Origin of the sequence: Natronococcus sp. JC468, assembly GCF_012163165.1 — an archaeon.
Lineage (GTDB): Archaea > Halobacteriota > Halobacteria > Halobacteriales > Natrialbaceae > Natronococcus > Natronococcus jeotgali.
Genome location: NZ_JAAVUO010000002.1, coordinates 52,330 through 67,427, shown reverse-complemented (window position 1 = coordinate 67,427; position 15,098 = coordinate 52,330). Strand labels below are relative to the sequence as shown.

At 66.9% G+C, this 15,098-nt stretch carries 17 protein-coding genes; 7 read left to right on the top strand and 10 right to left on the bottom strand.

The genetic code is table 11. The annotated features are described in order from the left end of the window. Positions 1–54: 54 nt before the first annotated feature. Positions 55–699 carry an SWIM zinc finger family protein gene (locus GWG54_RS01775; RefSeq protein ID WP_167936145.1) on the bottom strand — a complete coding sequence of 215 codons (645 nt, stop codon included), beginning with the start codon at positions 697–699 and terminating at the stop codon, positions 55–57. 250 nt (positions 700–949) lie between these two features. Here GWG54_RS01775 and GWG54_RS01770 point away from each other — a divergent pair, with 250 nt between their 5' ends. Beyond that, positions 950–1,207, top strand: coding sequence for a hypothetical protein (locus GWG54_RS01770; RefSeq protein WP_167936144.1), 258 nt, complete (start codon positions 950–952; stop codon positions 1,205–1,207). Between the two features lie 43 nt (positions 1,208–1,250). Here the strand turns inward: GWG54_RS01770 and priL are convergent, their stop codons facing one another. Further along, the gene (gene priL / locus GWG54_RS01765) at positions 1,251–2,327 is read right to left on the bottom strand and encodes a DNA primase regulatory subunit PriL (protein WP_167936143.1); all 1,077 of its coding nucleotides are present in this window, start codon (positions 2,325–2,327) and stop codon (positions 1,251–1,253) included. Between the two features lie 165 nt (positions 2,328–2,492). On the opposite strand from priL, the gene GWG54_RS01760 reads away from it, so the two are divergent. Further along, positions 2,493–3,353, top strand: coding sequence for an alpha/beta fold hydrolase (locus tag GWG54_RS01760; protein ID WP_167936142.1), 861 nt, complete (start codon positions 2,493–2,495; stop codon positions 3,351–3,353). On the opposite strand, the gene GWG54_RS01755 is transcribed toward GWG54_RS01760, so the two are convergent. Next, the gene (locus tag GWG54_RS01755; protein WP_167936141.1) at positions 3,354–3,668 is read right to left on the bottom strand and encodes a HalOD1 output domain-containing protein; all 315 of its coding nucleotides are present in this window, start codon (positions 3,666–3,668) and stop codon (positions 3,354–3,356) included. A 134-nt stretch (positions 3,669–3,802) separates the two neighbouring features. Beyond that, entirely contained in the window at positions 3,803–4,546 is a 744-nt protein-coding gene (locus GWG54_RS01750) for a DNA polymerase sliding clamp (RefSeq protein WP_167936140.1), read from the bottom strand. A gap of 312 nt (positions 4,547–4,858) precedes the next feature. Here GWG54_RS01750 and GWG54_RS01745 point away from each other — a divergent pair, with 312 nt between their 5' ends. Together GWG54_RS01745 and GWG54_RS01740 are read left to right on the top strand one after the other, a co-directional pair. Continuing rightward, positions 4,859–5,416, top strand: coding sequence for a uracil-DNA glycosylase (locus GWG54_RS01745; RefSeq protein WP_167936139.1), 558 nt, complete (start codon positions 4,859–4,861; stop codon positions 5,414–5,416). Positions 5,417–5,485: 69 nt separating this feature from the next. Next, entirely contained in the window at positions 5,486–6,262 is a 777-nt protein-coding gene (locus GWG54_RS01740) for a hypothetical protein (protein ID WP_167936138.1), read from the top strand. Positions 6,263–6,328: 66 nt separating this feature from the next. Here the strand turns inward: GWG54_RS01740 and GWG54_RS01735 are convergent, their stop codons facing one another. Next, positions 6,329–6,580 (bottom strand): hypothetical protein, encoded by a 252-nt coding sequence (locus GWG54_RS01735; RefSeq protein WP_167936137.1) that lies wholly within the window; start codon positions 6,578–6,580, stop codon positions 6,329–6,331. Positions 6,581–6,736: 156 nt separating this feature from the next. On the opposite strand from GWG54_RS01735, the gene GWG54_RS01730 reads away from it, so the two are divergent. Further along, a complete protein-coding gene (locus GWG54_RS01730; protein ID WP_167936136.1) occupies positions 6,737–7,522 on the top strand; it encodes a 23S rRNA (uridine(2552)-2'-O)-methyltransferase in 786 nt (261 codons plus the stop codon). A gap of 9 nt (positions 7,523–7,531) precedes the next feature. Here GWG54_RS01730 and GWG54_RS01725 read toward each other — a convergent pair whose 3' ends face one another. The 3 genes from GWG54_RS01725 to GWG54_RS01715 are packed head-to-tail and all read right to left on the bottom strand — an operon-like array spanning position 7,532 to position 10,425. Then, positions 7,532–7,771, bottom strand: coding sequence for a hypothetical protein (locus GWG54_RS01725; protein ID WP_167936135.1), 240 nt, complete (start codon positions 7,769–7,771; stop codon positions 7,532–7,534). A gap of 55 nt (positions 7,772–7,826) precedes the next feature. Next, entirely contained in the window at positions 7,827–8,015 is a 189-nt protein-coding gene (locus GWG54_RS01720; protein ID WP_167936134.1) for a CopG family transcriptional regulator, read from the bottom strand. A gap of 49 nt (positions 8,016–8,064) precedes the next feature. Beyond that, the gene (locus tag GWG54_RS01715) at positions 8,065–10,425 is read right to left on the bottom strand and encodes a twin-arginine translocase subunit TatC (protein ID WP_167936133.1); all 2,361 of its coding nucleotides are present in this window, start codon (positions 10,423–10,425) and stop codon (positions 8,065–8,067) included. Positions 10,426–10,568: 143 nt separating this feature from the next. Between GWG54_RS01715 and GWG54_RS01710 the strand changes: the two genes are divergently transcribed. Beyond that, entirely contained in the window at positions 10,569–11,501 is a 933-nt protein-coding gene (locus GWG54_RS01710) for a twin-arginine translocase subunit TatC (RefSeq protein WP_167936132.1), read from the top strand. 303 nt (positions 11,502–11,804) lie between these two features. Then, entirely contained in the window at positions 11,805–13,577 is a 1,773-nt protein-coding gene (locus GWG54_RS01705; protein WP_167936131.1) for a nitrite/sulfite reductase, read from the top strand. A 25-nt stretch (positions 13,578–13,602) separates the two neighbouring features. On the opposite strand, the gene GWG54_RS01700 is transcribed toward GWG54_RS01705, so the two are convergent. Continuing rightward, a complete protein-coding gene (locus GWG54_RS01700) occupies positions 13,603–13,962 on the bottom strand; it encodes a hypothetical protein (protein WP_008420914.1) in 360 nt (119 codons plus the stop codon). Positions 13,963–14,171: 209 nt separating this feature from the next. Then, positions 14,172–15,044 carry an ATP-dependent sacrificial sulfur transferase LarE gene (gene larE, locus GWG54_RS01695; RefSeq protein WP_167936130.1) on the bottom strand — a complete coding sequence of 291 codons (873 nt, stop codon included), beginning with the start codon at positions 15,042–15,044 and terminating at the stop codon, positions 14,172–14,174. Positions 15,045–15,098: the final 54 nt, after the last annotated feature.

Sequence of the window (15,098 nt, the reverse complement as noted above, 5' to 3'; positions counted from 1 at the left end):
GGCAGTGACCAAAAAACGAAAGCTATCCAACTCGTTACCCGTTGCCGGGCGTTGCTACGCCGCCGTGGTACGTCCCGGAACCCGCTTCTCGAGTCGGGTCCGCGGGAAGACGTAGACCCGCAGGGAGTCGGGGACGACGCCGTTGGGCGCGACCGTCGCGTGCGGATACACCGCCCCGACCACCGGGACGTCGGGTTCGTAGCGTTCGTTCGTCGCGTACTCGGCGACGGACTCGCCCGTGGCCTCGATCCGGACGGCGTCGGCCCGCAGGTCGGAGACGTCGACGACGGTGAGTCGGTCGCCGGTCTCGCGGTCGACGACGGCGTCGCCCGGGTAAAGCGCGTGGCGGTCGCAGTAGATCGGGCCGGCCGCGTCCTCGTCGACGAACACCCGCTCGCCGCAGTCGTGACACTCGACGGCTCGTTTTCCGGGCGGCGGCGTCTGACCCTCGTTGATCTCGATGGCGACGCGACGAATATGCTTGCACCTGACCCCGCGGAAGACGTGGTCAGGACAGGTACAGCGCCCGCCCTCGAGGTCGACGAGGTAGGTGTGGTCGCTGGCGGACTCGACCTCGTAGAGCCCGTCGCCCAGCGCCAGCACCGACATCGGTTCGATGCGGGCGCGGCGCGAGCGCTCGGCGAGGGAGTCGTCGGACGGTACCGGAAGCTGTGTCTTCGGTGACGCTTTTGTTTTCATGGGTTGCGTCGAAGCACTGAATCGCCGGCTAACGGCCGGCTCCGTACTCGGCTGGCTGTTCGACGATCCTAGGATCTCGGTCGAAATAACGCGCCTGCTTGCACCAGCCTGCTCGAGATTTATATGATAACCGTGATTTCGACGGGCTCGCGGGCGCTGTCGACGGGTTGCGTTCGCGGCTCGAGCGCGCGGCCGAACTCCGAGCGGCGCTTCGAAGCGCTTTTGGCTCGGCCGCCGGAACTCGTGGCTAATGCTCGAGCGCGAGCGGATCATCGAAATCGTCGTGGCCGCCTCGGCCGTCTTCCTGATGCTCGGTACCATGATCGCCATCGGTTCCGAGTACGGGGGGCCCGAAAGCGCCCTCTCCGCGACGGGGGGCGAGATGCTCGTCGGCGCGATCGTCGGCTTCATCGTCCTGCTGACCGCGGCCGGGATCGGCCTGGCCTACCTGCTGAACGACCCGGGCGACGGGCTCGAGGACGACGCCGACGCACAGAACGCGGTCTAGCCCGGCGGCGCTTCGTTTCGCCCCTCGGCGTCGGTTCGGCGGCTCAGTCCCCGGCAGCCGGCTCGCCCGATTCCTCGCGCCAGTCCTCGAGGTCATCCTCGTCGGTTTGCTCGATCCGTTTCTCGTAGTACGCCATCGGGTGGGGAATGCGCTCGCAGAGGTCGTCCTTGTTCACGCAGTCGCCGTAGGACTGCATCGTCGCACACGAGGGCGGGGAGTACTCCGTCGGCGACGTTTCGCCGCCGATGTGGTCGGTCTGGTACCGAGTCATTTCCTCGCCGAACGATGAGTTCACCCGGTAGAGCTCGACGATCTCGTCGGTCGACATCCCGATGCTCGTCAGGAAGGCGGTGATCGCGAAGCGGGAGTGGTGTGGGAGGTGTTCGCCCTTCTGGATGTCGTCGAGCAGCGCCTTCATACACGGCGGGAACAGGTCGGGGACGACGGTGTCGATCTCGCGGGTCAACTCGAGGTCGGCAAGCACCTCGCGGATCTCGGCGGCCTCGTCCTCGAGGCCCGTCGCGATGGCGTCGGGCACCGCGAAGGGAAGTCCCTCCTCAATCCGTTCGCGGATCGCCTCCCGGAGCAGCGCGTGCAGTTCGTCGTCCTCGATCGGCACCTCGCCGCCGGAGAGCGCGCGGTTGACCAGGCGCCACCGGTCGTCCCGGAGCCCGGCCGCCAGCGGCAGGTAGCGTCCGACGCCGATCCGGTAGCCGCCGTCCGTCGAGCGAACGTCGTCCTCGAGGTCGAACTCGGCGAGCAGGTCCTCGAGCTCCAGCCCGCTCGAGCTGACGCTTTTGAGCTCGACGGTGTCCTCGAAGTCAACCGTGAACCGCTCGTAGGCGGCCTCGGCCTCGGCCCGGGCGTACTTGCGAACGAGGATCCCCTCGTCGACGAGCGAGACGAGCACGCGGGCGACGGGGTAGGAGAGCAGTTCGGTGCGGGGGTCGCGGCGGGCGTCGCCGATCTCGCCGTCCTCGAGCGCGGTAACCACGCGTTGGGTGGCTCGCTCGACGACCGCCCCGTCCTGTTCGACAATTGTCGCCAGATCGACGGCTTCGGTCGCCACGGCCTCGCGGGCGGCCTCGAGAAACGGGTACCGGGCGTGCAGTCGCTCCATCGGTAACGTAGTGTTACTCGGGGAGGTTAAGCGCCCTGATTGCGCGGCCGCTCCGGACCGTCGAACCAAAGCGCAGTTACTGGCGGTAAGACGACGCTACCGGTACCGGGAGCCGGCTCTGCCTCGAGGGTCGATTTCAAGGGCGTCCGCTGCGTCGGCACGGGTATGCCACGGGTCACTCGCGACGGCGTGTCGATCTACTACGAACGCGACGACGGGGAGGGAACGCCCGTCGTCTTTCTGCAGGGACTCGGCTTCGGGCGGTGGATGTGGCGCTGGCAGCGCGAGGCCGTCGCCGGCGAGTACGGCGTGATCGCCCCCGACAACCGGGGGACGGGGCGATCCGAAGCCGGGCTCCCGCCGCTGTTGCCCCGGCTCCCGCGCAAGCTCCGCGCCCCGCTGCTCTTCAAATTCGCCGGCTACTCGATCGGCGGGCTGGCCGCCGACCTCGAGGCCGTTCTCGACGACGTCGGGATCTACGACGCCCACATCGTCGGCGCGAGCATGGGCGGGATGGTCGCCCAGCGCTACGCGCTGGAGTACTCCCGCGCGAAGACGCTGACGCTTCTGTGTACCACCCACGGCGGGGTCGACGCCGTCCCGATCCCCGACGAGACCCAGGAGCATATGTTCGACGTGCCCGACGGCGCGAGCGAACGGGAGGTCGTCCGCCACCGGATGCGCCCCGCCTTCAACGAGCGGTTCACCAATCGGAACCCGCACCTGATGGACCGCATCATCGAGTGGCGACTGGAACAAGACGCCGGCGAGGCCGCCCGCGAGGCCCAGGCCGCGGCCGCCCTCGAGTTCGATGTCAGCGATCGCCTCGAACGGGTTCGGGTGCCGACGCTGGTCATGCACGGAACGAACGACAAGGTCGTTCCCGTCGCGAACGGTAAGCTACTCGGCGAGAAGATTCCGGACACGCGCCTCGAACTCGTCGAGGGCGGCTCGCACTGCTTTTTCATCGAGGACTCGGAGCGGGTCAACGAGACGCTGCTGTCGTTTCTTGCCGACCACGAGTGATCAGTCGCCGGCGACCGCGCCGGAGGTCGCCGGCGGATCCGAGACGCGGATCCGACCGTCGGTCCGGACGTCGACGTCGAAGCCGGCGTAGGAGAACCGGAGGATGTGCGCCCGGTTTCCGTCCGTCCGGCGGGCGTGTGCACACAGCGCGTCGATCGCGTCCGGATCGACGACGGCGTCCGGGGGCCCGAGCCCGAGCGGACCGACGCCGGCGGCCGCGCCGACCGCCTCGAGGACGGCCTCGCGGGCGCTGTCGCCGGCGGGATCGAACGTCGCCTCGTACCGTCGATCGCTGGGGTCGCTGGTGGAGGGCATGCGCGTTCTCCCTACGCGGAGGGGACTGGTAGGGGCGGTGCTTACCATATCGACGTTTTAAGTTCTGGGCCGAGTGAGATACCGTCACACGCGACAGAGAAGCGATCGAACGCGATCGGACGAAAACGGTGGCGTCAGTCGCTCTGGATCCGCGGCGCCAGCATGTAGGTGACCTGGCCAAGTCCCTCCGCGAACCCGAAGTAGATCTTGACGGGGAACTCCTCGCCGAGGTCGAGGGTGACCTCCGCGTCGCCGGGGATCGCCTTGTTCATGTCCTTGAGGTAGTCCAGCGAGAACAGCGAGTGGGCGGGCCCGACCTGCAGGTCGATCAGGTCCTCCTGGGTGAGCTCGAGGTGGACGTCGTCGGTGTCGCCCTCCGCGTCGACGTAGAAGAACTCCTCGCCCTCGTCGACGCCCAGGGCGATGTGATCGGAGACCATGTCGGCGGCCGTCACCGAGCGGTTGACGTCCTTCCCCTCGAGGACGACCCGTGCGGGCAGGTCCAGTTCCGGGATGTCGGGCTCCTGGCGGATCGAGTCGGGGTCGATCAGCGCCAGGGTGTACTCGAGCCCGTCGATCTGGATGTGGAGCTTGCGGGTCTCCTCGTCGAGTTCGAGCTGAATGAGCTGTCCGGAGTCGGCCATTCCGGCGATGTCCTCGAGCCGCGAGAGATCCACTCCGATCAGTCCGCCGTCGGCCTCGTAGGATTCGAACGCGGCCGCCTCGAGCGAGAGATCGACCATCCCGACGTTCGCGGGATCGACGGCCCGGATTTCGAGCCCCTCCTCCTCGAGATGGATCTTGCACTCGTCGACCAGTACGCTCACCGAATCGAGCGCGCTGGTGAGCGTTTCCGCGCTCACGATGGCCTTGAACATATGGCTCGAGGTACGGACGGTCGGCATAAAAATGCACTCTTTACGCGCGGGCGATTCAAAAGAAAGTACGCGACCGAGACCGGGTCAGTACTCCCCGCGCAGCCGGATCTCACCGTCGGTGATCTCGTCGGTCGCGTCGTTGCAAAGCGGGTACTCGCTTCGGCGACGCTGCCCCAGCCGAGTTTCGTCTTCAGTTCGCCGTCGACCCCCTCGCTCGGCTCGACGTAGGCGGTGTCGTCCTCGCCGTCGAACGAGCACCCGGGTGCACACGCAGGGAAACGCTGGTCTCCGGTGCGGACGTACCCCGCCACGATGAGCGATCGGAAAACCGACTGGGAGTTCGAGACCGTCTTCGCCGACGCGCTCGCGGCCGTTCCCGACGAGCGGTTCGACCGCGAGCGGTTCGTCCCCGGGGTCGGACCCCTCTCGGCCGACGCGATGCTCGTCGGCGAGGCGCCGGGCGAACGGGAGGTCGCCGAGGGCGAGCCGTTCGTCGGACAGGCCGGCCAGCAGCTGGATCGCGCGCTCGAGTCGATCGGGCACGACCGACGCGAGCTGTACGTCACCAACCTCGTCAAGGTGCGACCGCCGGAGAACCGCGACCCCCGCGTCGCCGAGGTCGACGCCTGGCGACCGGTGCTCGAGGCCGAACTCGAGCGCGTCGACCCGTCCGTCCTCGTCCCGATGGGGAGTTTCGCGACCGAGGAGCTGCTCGAGACCGACGGGACGATCACCGACCTGCACGGCCGACGGTTCGAGCAGGAGCGCCGAACCGTCGTGCCGGCGTTTCACCCCGCGGCAGCGCTGTACGACCGGAGCAAGGTCGAGGCGATCGAGTCCGATCTGGCGACGGCGTTCGAGTCGGCGTGACGGTTTCGTCGGTCGGGCCGTGCTGTGCAGGCACGAACGGCTTGCCGCGAAGCGTGCTACGCTCGGAGTATGTGCCCGACGTTCACCGCGGACGACATCGGCAAGTCCGTCGAGACCGCCGACGGCGAGTCGCTCGGCGTCGTCGCCGCCGTCGATCCCGAAACCGCCTACGTCGAGCCGAACGCCAGCGCGGCCGACTCCGGGGGCGAGGACGCCGTCCCGCTTGCTGACGGCTCCGTGGAGCGAGTGACCGACGAATCGGTCCGGCTCGAGGCCGGGTTTCCGGTCGAGAGCCTCGCGAAGGGGACCGAGAGCGCCGACGAGCCGAGCGGACGGGACGCGGAGTACGATCCCGGAGAGTCGGTGTCGCCGACGCGGGGTGAGCCCGACGGCGTCGGGACCGAACCCGCGAGCGACGCCGGGACGGATGCCCTCGAGCACTCGGAGCCCATGATGGAAGACGAGGGGTTCGCCGAGACCGCCGCGGACGATCCGCGTGCGGACGCGTCGGCGGAGCCGGAACCGCCGGAAGCGGACTCGTCCGCGAAAACCGAGCGAACCGACGACGAGGAACTCGAGTCGGTCGAGGAGGAGGCGAGCCGCGAACTCGAGGTCGATCCCGTCGAGCTGACCGACGGCGATCCGGAGGCCGAGCTCGAGTCCGGCGAGGACGTCGGTCGCCGGGGGAGCGGGGCCGACGTCGGCGGCGAGGTCGACGAGCCCGCGGGACCGTCGGCGTCGGATCCCGAGGCGGTCGACACGGAGTACCGGGAGGGTACCTCCGAGCGCGCCGACGACGTCGACGAGGGGGCCGACGTCGAGGACCGCGAGCCGGAAGACGGCTGATTCGCCGCGAGTATCGGTCTGCGAGCCGGCGGCCGCGACGTACGAGTCGTTCGCTCGTCGGATCGCCTACGCGTCGGCTCTGATCGTCAGGATCCCGTCGTTGACGGCCACGTCGGTCGCGTCGGCGGGGACGTCGAACTCGTACTGGTCTCCGTCGACGACGACGATCGCCGTTCCGTCGACGACGTCGAGTGTCGGCTGTCCGGACTCGAGACCGAAGTCCACGGCGACGACCTGTTCCTCGTCGTACTCGCGTTCGGTGATCGTGATCGCGTCGTCGTCTCCCGCCGCCGCTTTCAGTTCGGGTGGCGTTTCCATGGGCGGGCGTTCGCGGCCGCCACTCGTAAGTCACACGCCGGAACACGCCCTCCCCGTATCAGCAGGTCTTTCCGCTTCAGGTCCCTACTCGAGGTACGAATACGGCCGATCCGTCGCCGGCGTCGCCGACGCCGATCGGATCGGCGCGATCGAACCATGACACGGAAAGACCACTACTACAACAAGGCGAAACAGGAGGGGTACCGCAGTCGGGCGGCCTACAAGCTCAAACAGCTCGACGACCTCGAGAACGTCATCTCCGGGGGCGACACCGTCGTCGACCTGGGGGCGGCCCCCGGGGGCTGGCTCGAGGTCGCCGCCGAGCGGGTCGGCCCGCAGGGACGAGTCGTGGGCGTGGACCTCCAGCGCATCAAGGATCTGGAGGTGGGCGGTGGCACCGACCGCGTCGAGACGATCCGCGGCGACATGACCGAGCAACGAACCCGAGAGCGGGTCACCGACGCCGCGGGCGGCGCGGTCGACGTCGTTATCTCGGACATGGCGCCGAACATGTCCGGCGAGTACTCGCTCGATCAGGCCCGGTCGCTGCACCTCGCCCGGCAGGCGTTCGAGACGGCCCTCGACCTGCTCGACAGTGGCGGCAATTTCGTCGCGAAGGTGTTCGAGGGACCCGACGTCGACGCGTTCCGGGCCGACCTCGAGGACGAGTTCCAGTACGTCCGGGCGACGGCGCCTAACGCTTCCCGGGAGTCGTCCTCGGAGCTGTACCTCGTCGCCAAGGGGCGGCTCACCACCGCCCTTCGGCCCGGCGACGAACTCGAGGTTGAGATCGTCGACGTCGGCAGCGAGGGCGACGGCATCGCGTCGATCGACGGCTACCGACTGTTCGTCTCCGGTGCCGAGGAGGGCGAAACCGTCGCGGTTCGCGTCGACGACGTCAAGCCCAACTTCGGGTTCGCCGAGCGGATCGACCGGGACTGAGGCCCCACCTCACTCGCGCTCGTAGCTGATCCGGACCGTCGTCACCGACTCCTCGCCCGTGGCGACGTACAGCTCCTCGAGCTCGTCGAACACTTTGGGCGGTAGCTCCGTCGTCTCGTCGGCCACGGCGAGTTCGTCGTAGAGATGGGCCGTCGCCTCGTGGAGCGCGCGCTGGACCGTCTCCGTCGCGGGGAGTTCGACCGTCTCCGTCGGCGGCTCGAGTTCCCGCTCGGTCGTTGGTGTCGTCATGGCACAGGGTACACCGTCGAACCCCCATAAGCAATCTGGTTCTGGGGATCGGTAATTACGACTCCCGTCGTTCGTCGCTCTCGAGTCGGTCGTGGCGGTCGTCGATCTCGTCCAGGATGTCGAGGGTCTTGCGAACCGAGGCGCGGATCGCGTCGCTGCGGTTGACGAACTTTCCGTCGTCGCCGACGTGACCGTCGAGGTCGTCGAGCAACTCCTGTGGGATTTCGACGCTGATCTTGGGCATGGGTGCCCGTTCGCAGGCAACTCCCTTAAGCCGTCGGCGATCCGTCCGGCTACTCGCCGGTTGGGGACGGCTCGGGGTCGGGCTCGGCCGTCCCGCCCCCGCCGCCTCCGAAGAGGCGACCCCCGCCGGTGAGGACGTACAGCACGATGAGCCCGAGCACGTAGGTTAGCGCGATCGGGATCGCGAGCAGCAGCATCGTCAGGATCCCCTTCGGACTGAACAGGGCCGCCGCGGTGAAGATCCCGACGACGACGGGCCGCCACCGCTCGAGCATCGTCCGGTAGCTGATGATGCCGCCGACGTGGAACAGCGCCATCGTGACGACGATGTTGAACAGGAAGCCGACGCCCAGCGTCGTGTAGATCACGAGCCACGAGAAGCTGTTGATCCGATAGGAGATCTCCATCCCGTTGGTTACGGCGTCGGTGATCAGGTACGAGATCACCGCCGGCGCGATCCAGTAAAATCCGAGGAACAGTCCGATGGCGAACCCGGCGATGATCGCGACGCCCCAGACGAGGAACACTCGGGCATCGCCGCGGACGAGACCGCGTTCCCTGGCTGCCGGCCAGCCCCAGTACATGATCAGCGGGAGGACGGCGATGATCGCCAGGATCGTGCTGACCTTCACCATGAAGATCAGCACCTCGACGGGGTGGAGGGCGATGACGAGTCCCGCCTGATTCAGGATGTCGACCATCTCGACGGTCGTGTCCGCGGCCGCGATTTCGGCCTCGGTCATGTCCGTGACCTCCGCGAGGGCGCCGTCGGGAACGCGCTCGACGAACTGGGTGAGGATGACGCCGAACCCGCCCTGGTAGAGCGCAACGAACGCTCCGCCGAGCACGAGCATGAACACGCCGACGATGTAGAACATCTTCGAGGTGAGGCTGTTGACGATGAACGCGAGGTCGTAGGCGTAGCCGCCGATGTCGTCCTCGGTCGTCTCCTCCTCGGTGAAGGCGTCGAGCATCCCGGCGGCTGTACTCGAGAACAGGCCGCCGTCGTCCTCTTCGTCGGCGGCCGCGCCGTCGGCGGCTCCGCCGCCGCTTGCACCGAGGTTCGCGTCCGCGCCCGGGCCGTCCTCGGACCGCTGTTGTCGTTTCTGGAGGCCGTCGTACCGGTCGAGGATGGCCTGTGCCTTCTCCCGGTCGTCGTCGTACATCGCCTTCCGGGAGTGATCGAGGGCCTCCTCCTCCTCCATTGCGAGGAAGACCGTCGCGGGCACCTCCTCGATGTCCTCGGCCTCGAGGGTCTCGAAGTCGACGTCGTCGGCGGATTCGGCGGACCGAATGTCATCCTCTCGAGGGTAGACGGGAGACTGCAGGACCTTGATCGTGTACCCCACCAGGACGAGTCCGCCGACGGCTGCGGCGGTGATCGCGCCGATGGCGACGAGACCGAGCGCGCCGTGATCCGCGTACAGCTCCCAGAAACCGAGCGTCCCGCCCTCGGGCCGGAGCCACGCGGGGAGGTTCGGGTACACCTCCCGGTTGACGAACGCGAACCCGCCCTGGGAGACGAAGACGATCGCCCCGATGCCAGCGAGCGCAACGAGCCCGAGGAACTGGACGAACCGCCGCTTCATCAGCCCGGTTCCGGTGTCGAGTTCGGCCGCACCGCGGCGCCGGACGTTGGTGACGACCTTCGCCAGACCGAGGCTGAAGACGTACAGCGCGAACAGCGGCACCGCCCACATGATCAGCGTGAACGGATCCGGCGGGGAGAACATCGCGCCGAAAACCGTGATCGCGACCGTCGCGTGGCGCCACTTGTTGCGGAACGTCTCGTAGGGGACGATCTCCGTGTAGGAGAGTATCCCCATGAACAGCGGCATCTGGGCCGCGAGACCGAAGGAAAGCGTCAGCAGGGCGATGAACTCGGTAAACTCGGTGATGCCCCAGCTGGGGGTGACCCCGGCGTCGAACGCCACGGCGCCGAGGAACTCGAACGCGAACGGAAAGAAGATCGCGTACGCGTAGAAGACCCCGACGAAAAACAGGACGAACGAGGTCGCCGCGAAGCCGGCCAGGTGAACCTTCGTGATCGGCACCGTCGAGCGGTACCCGCGTTCGCGCAGCTTCTGTCGGGAGAAGTACAGCAGGGCGGGGATCGAGACGACGATTCCGACCAACACGCCGATCTTCGCCTGCAGGAGGATGACCTCGAACGGGGTCCGGGTGATGATGTTGGTCGCGTCGGCGACGACCTGGTTCATTTCCGAGGTCGCCGTCTGCTTGAGGAAGTCCCAGATCCAGATCCGGAGCGCGTAGAAGGACCCGAGGAACCCGACGACGAAGACGATGAACACCTTCTGGAGGTGCGTTTGCAGGCTCGAGAGCATCGCGCCGAGCGTCTCCCGGCCGCTGTTGATTGCTCGGGCCGTGTCCTCGTCGACGGCAGAACTCATTTGCTGGTGGATCGTAACCGACATCCGGTTATCAACCTTTCGTGTACGAAACGGCCGTTTCGGGAACCGACGGCGGCTCCCCGGCCGGTTCCGGTGGCCGTAAGAAAAGGCCTATAACTGACGGGCTATCTATATCTCGATAGATGTCGGACGAGTCGGCCACCGATGGGGACGTCGACCCCCCCGAAGAGCCGCGGGACGGTTCCGCGGCGGGGAACCCGAGCGACGTCGACGGACCGGTCGACGACGAACCCGAACTCGAGACCGACGGCGAGGGGATCGTCGGCGACCGTCAGGAGGACTCGGAACCGGACTACCCCGATCCGGACGACGAAGTCGGCGGGATCTCGACCCCGCCGGACGACGAGGAGATGCCCCTGGCCGACCACATCGAGGAGATGGTGCTCCGGCTCGCGGTCGTGTTCCTCGTCGGGGCGGCCGGGACCGCGATCGGGCTGCTGTGGGCCTCCCAGGCGATCGATCACGTCTGGCACAACGTCTTTCCCTCGCAGTTCGAGCAGGTGCCGCCGCCGCATATCTACCACCCGCTCGAGCTGTGGCTGACCCGGATCAAGCTCTCGGCGCTGCTGGGCGTCATGGTCGCACTGCCGATGTTCGTCTACCAGTGTTACCTGTTCATGAAACCGGGGCTGTACCCCCACGAGCGAAAGTACTACCTCGCGGCGGTGCCGACGAGCGTCGTCCTCGGCGGGATCGGCATGGTCTTTTCGTACCTGCTCGTCCTGCCGATCCTCTTCCAGTACTTCACCTTCTACGCCGAGGGAAGCGCGGACATCGCCTACGCGCTCGGGGACACGTTCGACCTGATCATCACCCTGACGGGCTTTCTCGCGATCGTCTTCCAGATTCCGCTGTTTATCATGCTTGCGATCATGATGGGCGTGACGACCCGGAAGTGGCTCGCGAACAAGCGCCTGTACTTCTGGGCCGGGTTCGCGGGGCTGTCGTTCATGTTCACGATGGATCCGACGGGGATGGCCCCCATCATCGTCGCGATCACCATGATCGCCCTGTTCGAGGGGACGCTGTTGTTGCTGAAGTGGACCGACAGGTGACGCGGCTCGACCGAATCGGCGACGCTCTCCTCCCCTGATCGTGTTTCGACTCGAGGTCCTCGACCGTCGGTTCCGCCTCGAAATCGAGCGCTCGAGCGTCCGCTCGGTTCGGATATATTCCCTTATACAGATTAGAGCTGATTGGAGATCCGACGCTCGGCGTCCAAATCCGTAGATAGGTGGTTGTTTGTAAACGATTACAGTTATACAAGTACCGATCGTGTGGGTAAAACGTGACTCGAGCCATGTTCGGAGAGAAAAAGCCCGAATTCGGATCCGATCGTCATATTGAGGTGACCGACGATGGCGCATAAGAAGGAAGCCCAAAAGGAGGGCTGTTACGGCGACGAGGTTCGCGAGCACGTCCTCGGGTTCGCCGAGAACGGCGGCTACGAGGCGATTCCGGAGGACGAACGCGAGGAGTGGTTCACCCGGTTCAAGTTCTGGGGACTGTTCCACCAGCGCGACGGTCAGGAGTCGTACTTCATGATGCGGCTGACCAACGCCGGCGGCGTCCTCGAGCCCGGCCAGCTGCGGACGATCGCCGAGGTCGCCCGCGACTACGCGACGGGACCCGTCGAGAACCCCGAGTTCGGCAACGGCTGGCTGGACCTGACGACCCGGCAGTCGATCCAGCTCCACTGGCTCAGACTCGAGGACGTCCCCGAGATCTGGGAGAAACTCGAGTCGGTCGGCGTCTCCTCCCGGTCGGCGGGCGGGGACACGATGCGCAACATCTCCGGGTCGGCACTCCGTGGCAAGGTCGAAGAGTACGTCGACTCGGGGCCGCTGCTCGAGCGGTTCCAAGAGGAACTCCGCGGGGACGACGCGCTCGCGAACATGCCCCGAAAATTCAACATCAGCGTGACGGGCTCGAAGTCGGGCTGTGCCCAGGACGCGCTTAACGACGTGGGTTTCGAGCCGGCACGCAAGGAGATCGACGGAGAACTCGTCAGGGGGTTCAACGTCCGCGTCGGCGGCGGTCTCGGCGGTCGCCAGCCCCGCGCCGCGAGCCCGCTCGACGTCTTCGTCCGCCCCGAGAACGCCTCCGAGGTCGGCCGCGGGTTCGTCGAGCTCTACCACGACCACGGCGACCGCCAGAACCGATCGAAGAACCGCACGCGCTTTTTCGTCGAGGACTGGGGCGAGGAGCGGATCCGCGAGACGCTCCAGGCGGAGTACGTCGAGTTCGAGCTCGAGACCGCGGGCGAGAGCTTCCGCGAGGAGTACACCTACAACGCCGGCAAACCCGCCGAGGCGGGCAAACGCGATCACGTCGGCGTTCACGACCAGAAGGGCGAGGGCATGCATTACGTCGGGCTAACGGTCCCGGTCGGCCGTCTGCCCGCCGAGGACGCCCTCGAACTCGCCGACCTCGCCGACGAGTACGGCTCGGGCGAACTGCGGCTCACGCGCCGGCAGAACCCCGTGATCGTCGACGTCCACGCGGACGCCCTCGAGGCGCTGCTCGGCGAGGAGCTGCTCTCCGAGTACCGCCCCGAGCCCAGCCCGTTCGAGCGCGGCGCGATGGCCTGTACCGGGACGGAGTTCTGTTCGATCGCGCTGACCGAGACGAAAGCCCGGATGGCCCGCACGCTGCGCTGGCTCAACAAGAACGTCGACCTTCCCGACGACGTCGGCACGATCAAGCTACACTACTCGGGCTGTACGGCCGACTGCGGGCAGGCGATGACCGCCGACATCGGCCTGCAGGGGATGCGCGCCCGCAAGGACGGCGAGATGGTCGAGGCGTTCGACATCGGCGTCGGCGGCGGGGTCGGCGAGGATCCCTCCTTCGTCGAGTGGATCCAGCAGCGGGTTCCCGCCGACGAGGCGCCCGGGGCGATCAAAAACCTGCTCGAGGCCTTCGCCGCCCACCGCGAGGCGGGACAGACGTTCCGCCAGTGGGTCGAGGCGACCGGAACCGAGGCGCTGATCGAGTTCTGTGAACCCGAGGAAACCGACTTCGAGGCGCCGTACATGACCGACGCCAAGCAGTCCTGGTACCCGTTCGCGGAGACGGAGTCGCTGGCGGAGGCGACCGCGAAGAGCTCGCTGGTTCCCTCCGACGACTGAGCCGTTTTCGTTCGTTTCGTTCTCCCTACCGGTGGTCCGCCGTTCGTCGGCGCGCGTACTCGAGGGCGTCCTCGAGGGTTCCGGGCCCGTCGTAGCGCGCGGAAAACAGCTTCATGAACTCGCGGGCGATCCGATCGCACCGTTCGAACGTCAGCACGGTTCTGACGGGTTTCGTCTCGGAGAGCTCCAGTCCCGGGTAGCTCGTGACCGTGAGCGCGTAGCCGGGGTGAGAGTCGCCCTCGAGGGCGGCCGGAGCGACCTTCACCCGCAGGTCGTCGGACTCGTGACGGTAGGCGAGGTAGCGCAGCTCCCGATCGCTGTCGGCCGCGCTGTAGGTTCGGTCAGTTTCGATCCTCCAGGGGGACGGGGCGTCCTCGTCGTCCATCGGTCATCGATACCCTTCGGACGGCTACGTTCGCATCGACTTGCGCAATATTTCCGAAACATTCCGCAGAAACTCCTTCGTGGTCGCATTTCGGATCTCGAATCCCGTTAAATACTGGGCGCTCGACTACTTATACCTGGAATAACTGGACGATAAACGAATGGGTTCCGCCGAAGGGAACGCGAAACGACGCGCACGTGCCGACGCGATCAGGTCGACTCCGCTGCGAAGACGTCCTCGACGACCGCGTCGTCCTCGGGATCGCGCTCGGTTTCGCCTTCGGGACTGACGCTTCCGGTTCGGTAGCCGTGTAGATCAAGCGTGACGTGGTCGAAGCCGATCTCCGAGAGCTCCTCGCGGACGGTCTCGACGAACTCGAGTTCGAGCGCGCGCTCGAGTTCGTCGGGCGAGACCTCGATGCGGGCCAGGCCGTCGTGGTCGCGCACGCGGAACTGGTCGAACCCCCACTGCCGGAGCAGCGCCTCCGCTCGCTCGACCCTCGTCAGGCGGTCCTCGGTGACCTCGAGCCCGGTCGGAATCCGCGAGGACAGACAGGCCATCGACGGCTTGTCGGCCACCGAGAGGCCGTAGTGTTCGGCGATCTCGCGGACCGCTTCCTTGTCGACGTCGTGAGCCAGCAGCGGGGAGTGGACCTCGAGTTCCTCGACGGCCTGCAGTCCCGGTCGGTGGCCCGCGCCCGGATCGTCCGCGTTGGTTCCGTCACAGACCGTCCCGATCCCGAGCTCGCGGGCGGTCTCGAGCATCTCGCCCAGCCGCATCGTTCGACAGTGGTAGCACCGATCGTCGTCGTTCTCGACGAACGCGTCGCTCTCGAGCTCGGAGAACTCGACGATCTCGTGGCGGATGCCGATCTCGTCGGCGACCCGCCGCGCGTCCTCGAGTTCGGCCGCCGGCAGCGTCTCGCTTTTGGCGGTGCAGGCGACCGCGTCCTCGCCGAGGGCGTCCTCGGCGATGGCGGCCACCACGCTCGAGTCGACCCCGCCGGAGAAGGCGATCAACACGCCGTCGCGATCCTCGAGGTCCGCGCGCGCGTCCTCGAGTTTCGCCTCGACCGTTGTCATGGCCCCTCGTTCGAACCGGACGGGCAAAAGCGCGTTGTCGTTCGGACGATCCGG

Excerpts from the sequence above, each read along its gene's own strand:
- GWG54_RS01710 (WP_167936132.1), top strand. The coding sequence starts at position 10,569 with ATGTCGGACGAGTCGGCCACCGATGGGGACGTCGACCCCCCCGAAGAG.
- GWG54_RS01775 (WP_167936145.1), bottom strand. The coding sequence starts at position 699 with ATGAAAACAAAAGCGTCACCGAAGACACAGCTTCCGGTACCGTCCGAC.
- GWG54_RS01700 (WP_008420914.1), bottom strand. The coding sequence starts at position 13,962 with ATGGACGACGAGGACGCCCCGTCCCCCTGGAGGATCGAAACTGACCGA.
- GWG54_RS01715 (WP_167936133.1), bottom strand. The coding sequence starts at position 10,425 with ATGAGTTCTGCCGTCGACGAGGACACGGCCCGAGCAATCAACAGCGGC.
- larE (WP_167936130.1), bottom strand. The coding sequence starts at position 15,044 with ATGACAACGGTCGAGGCGAAACTCGAGGACGCGCGCGCGGACCTCGAG.
- GWG54_RS01750 (WP_167936140.1), bottom strand. The coding sequence starts at position 4,546 with ATGTTCAAGGCCATCGTGAGCGCGGAAACGCTCACCAGCGCGCTCGAT.
- GWG54_RS01755 (WP_167936141.1), bottom strand. The coding sequence starts at position 3,668 with ATGCCCTCCACCAGCGACCCCAGCGATCGACGGTACGAGGCGACGTTC.
- GWG54_RS01760 (WP_167936142.1), top strand. The coding sequence starts at position 2,493 with ATGCCACGGGTCACTCGCGACGGCGTGTCGATCTACTACGAACGCGAC.
- GWG54_RS01740 (WP_167936138.1), top strand. The coding sequence starts at position 5,486 with ATGTGCCCGACGTTCACCGCGGACGACATCGGCAAGTCCGTCGAGACC.
- GWG54_RS01730 (WP_167936136.1), top strand. The coding sequence starts at position 6,737 with ATGACACGGAAAGACCACTACTACAACAAGGCGAAACAGGAGGGGTAC.
- GWG54_RS01725 (WP_167936135.1), bottom strand. The coding sequence starts at position 7,771 with ATGACGACACCAACGACCGAGCGGGAACTCGAGCCGCCGACGGAGACG.
- priL (WP_167936143.1), bottom strand. The coding sequence starts at position 2,327 with ATGGAGCGACTGCACGCCCGGTACCCGTTTCTCGAGGCCGCCCGCGAG.
- GWG54_RS01720 (WP_167936134.1), bottom strand. The coding sequence starts at position 8,015 with ATGCCCAAGATCAGCGTCGAAATCCCACAGGAGTTGCTCGACGACCTC.
- GWG54_RS01745 (WP_167936139.1), top strand. The coding sequence starts at position 4,859 with ATGAGCGATCGGAAAACCGACTGGGAGTTCGAGACCGTCTTCGCCGAC.
- GWG54_RS01705 (WP_167936131.1), top strand. The coding sequence starts at position 11,805 with ATGGCGCATAAGAAGGAAGCCCAAAAGGAGGGCTGTTACGGCGACGAG.
- GWG54_RS01735 (WP_167936137.1), bottom strand. The coding sequence starts at position 6,580 with ATGGAAACGCCACCCGAACTGAAAGCGGCGGCGGGAGACGACGACGCG.
- GWG54_RS01770 (WP_167936144.1), top strand. The coding sequence starts at position 950 with ATGCTCGAGCGCGAGCGGATCATCGAAATCGTCGTGGCCGCCTCGGCC.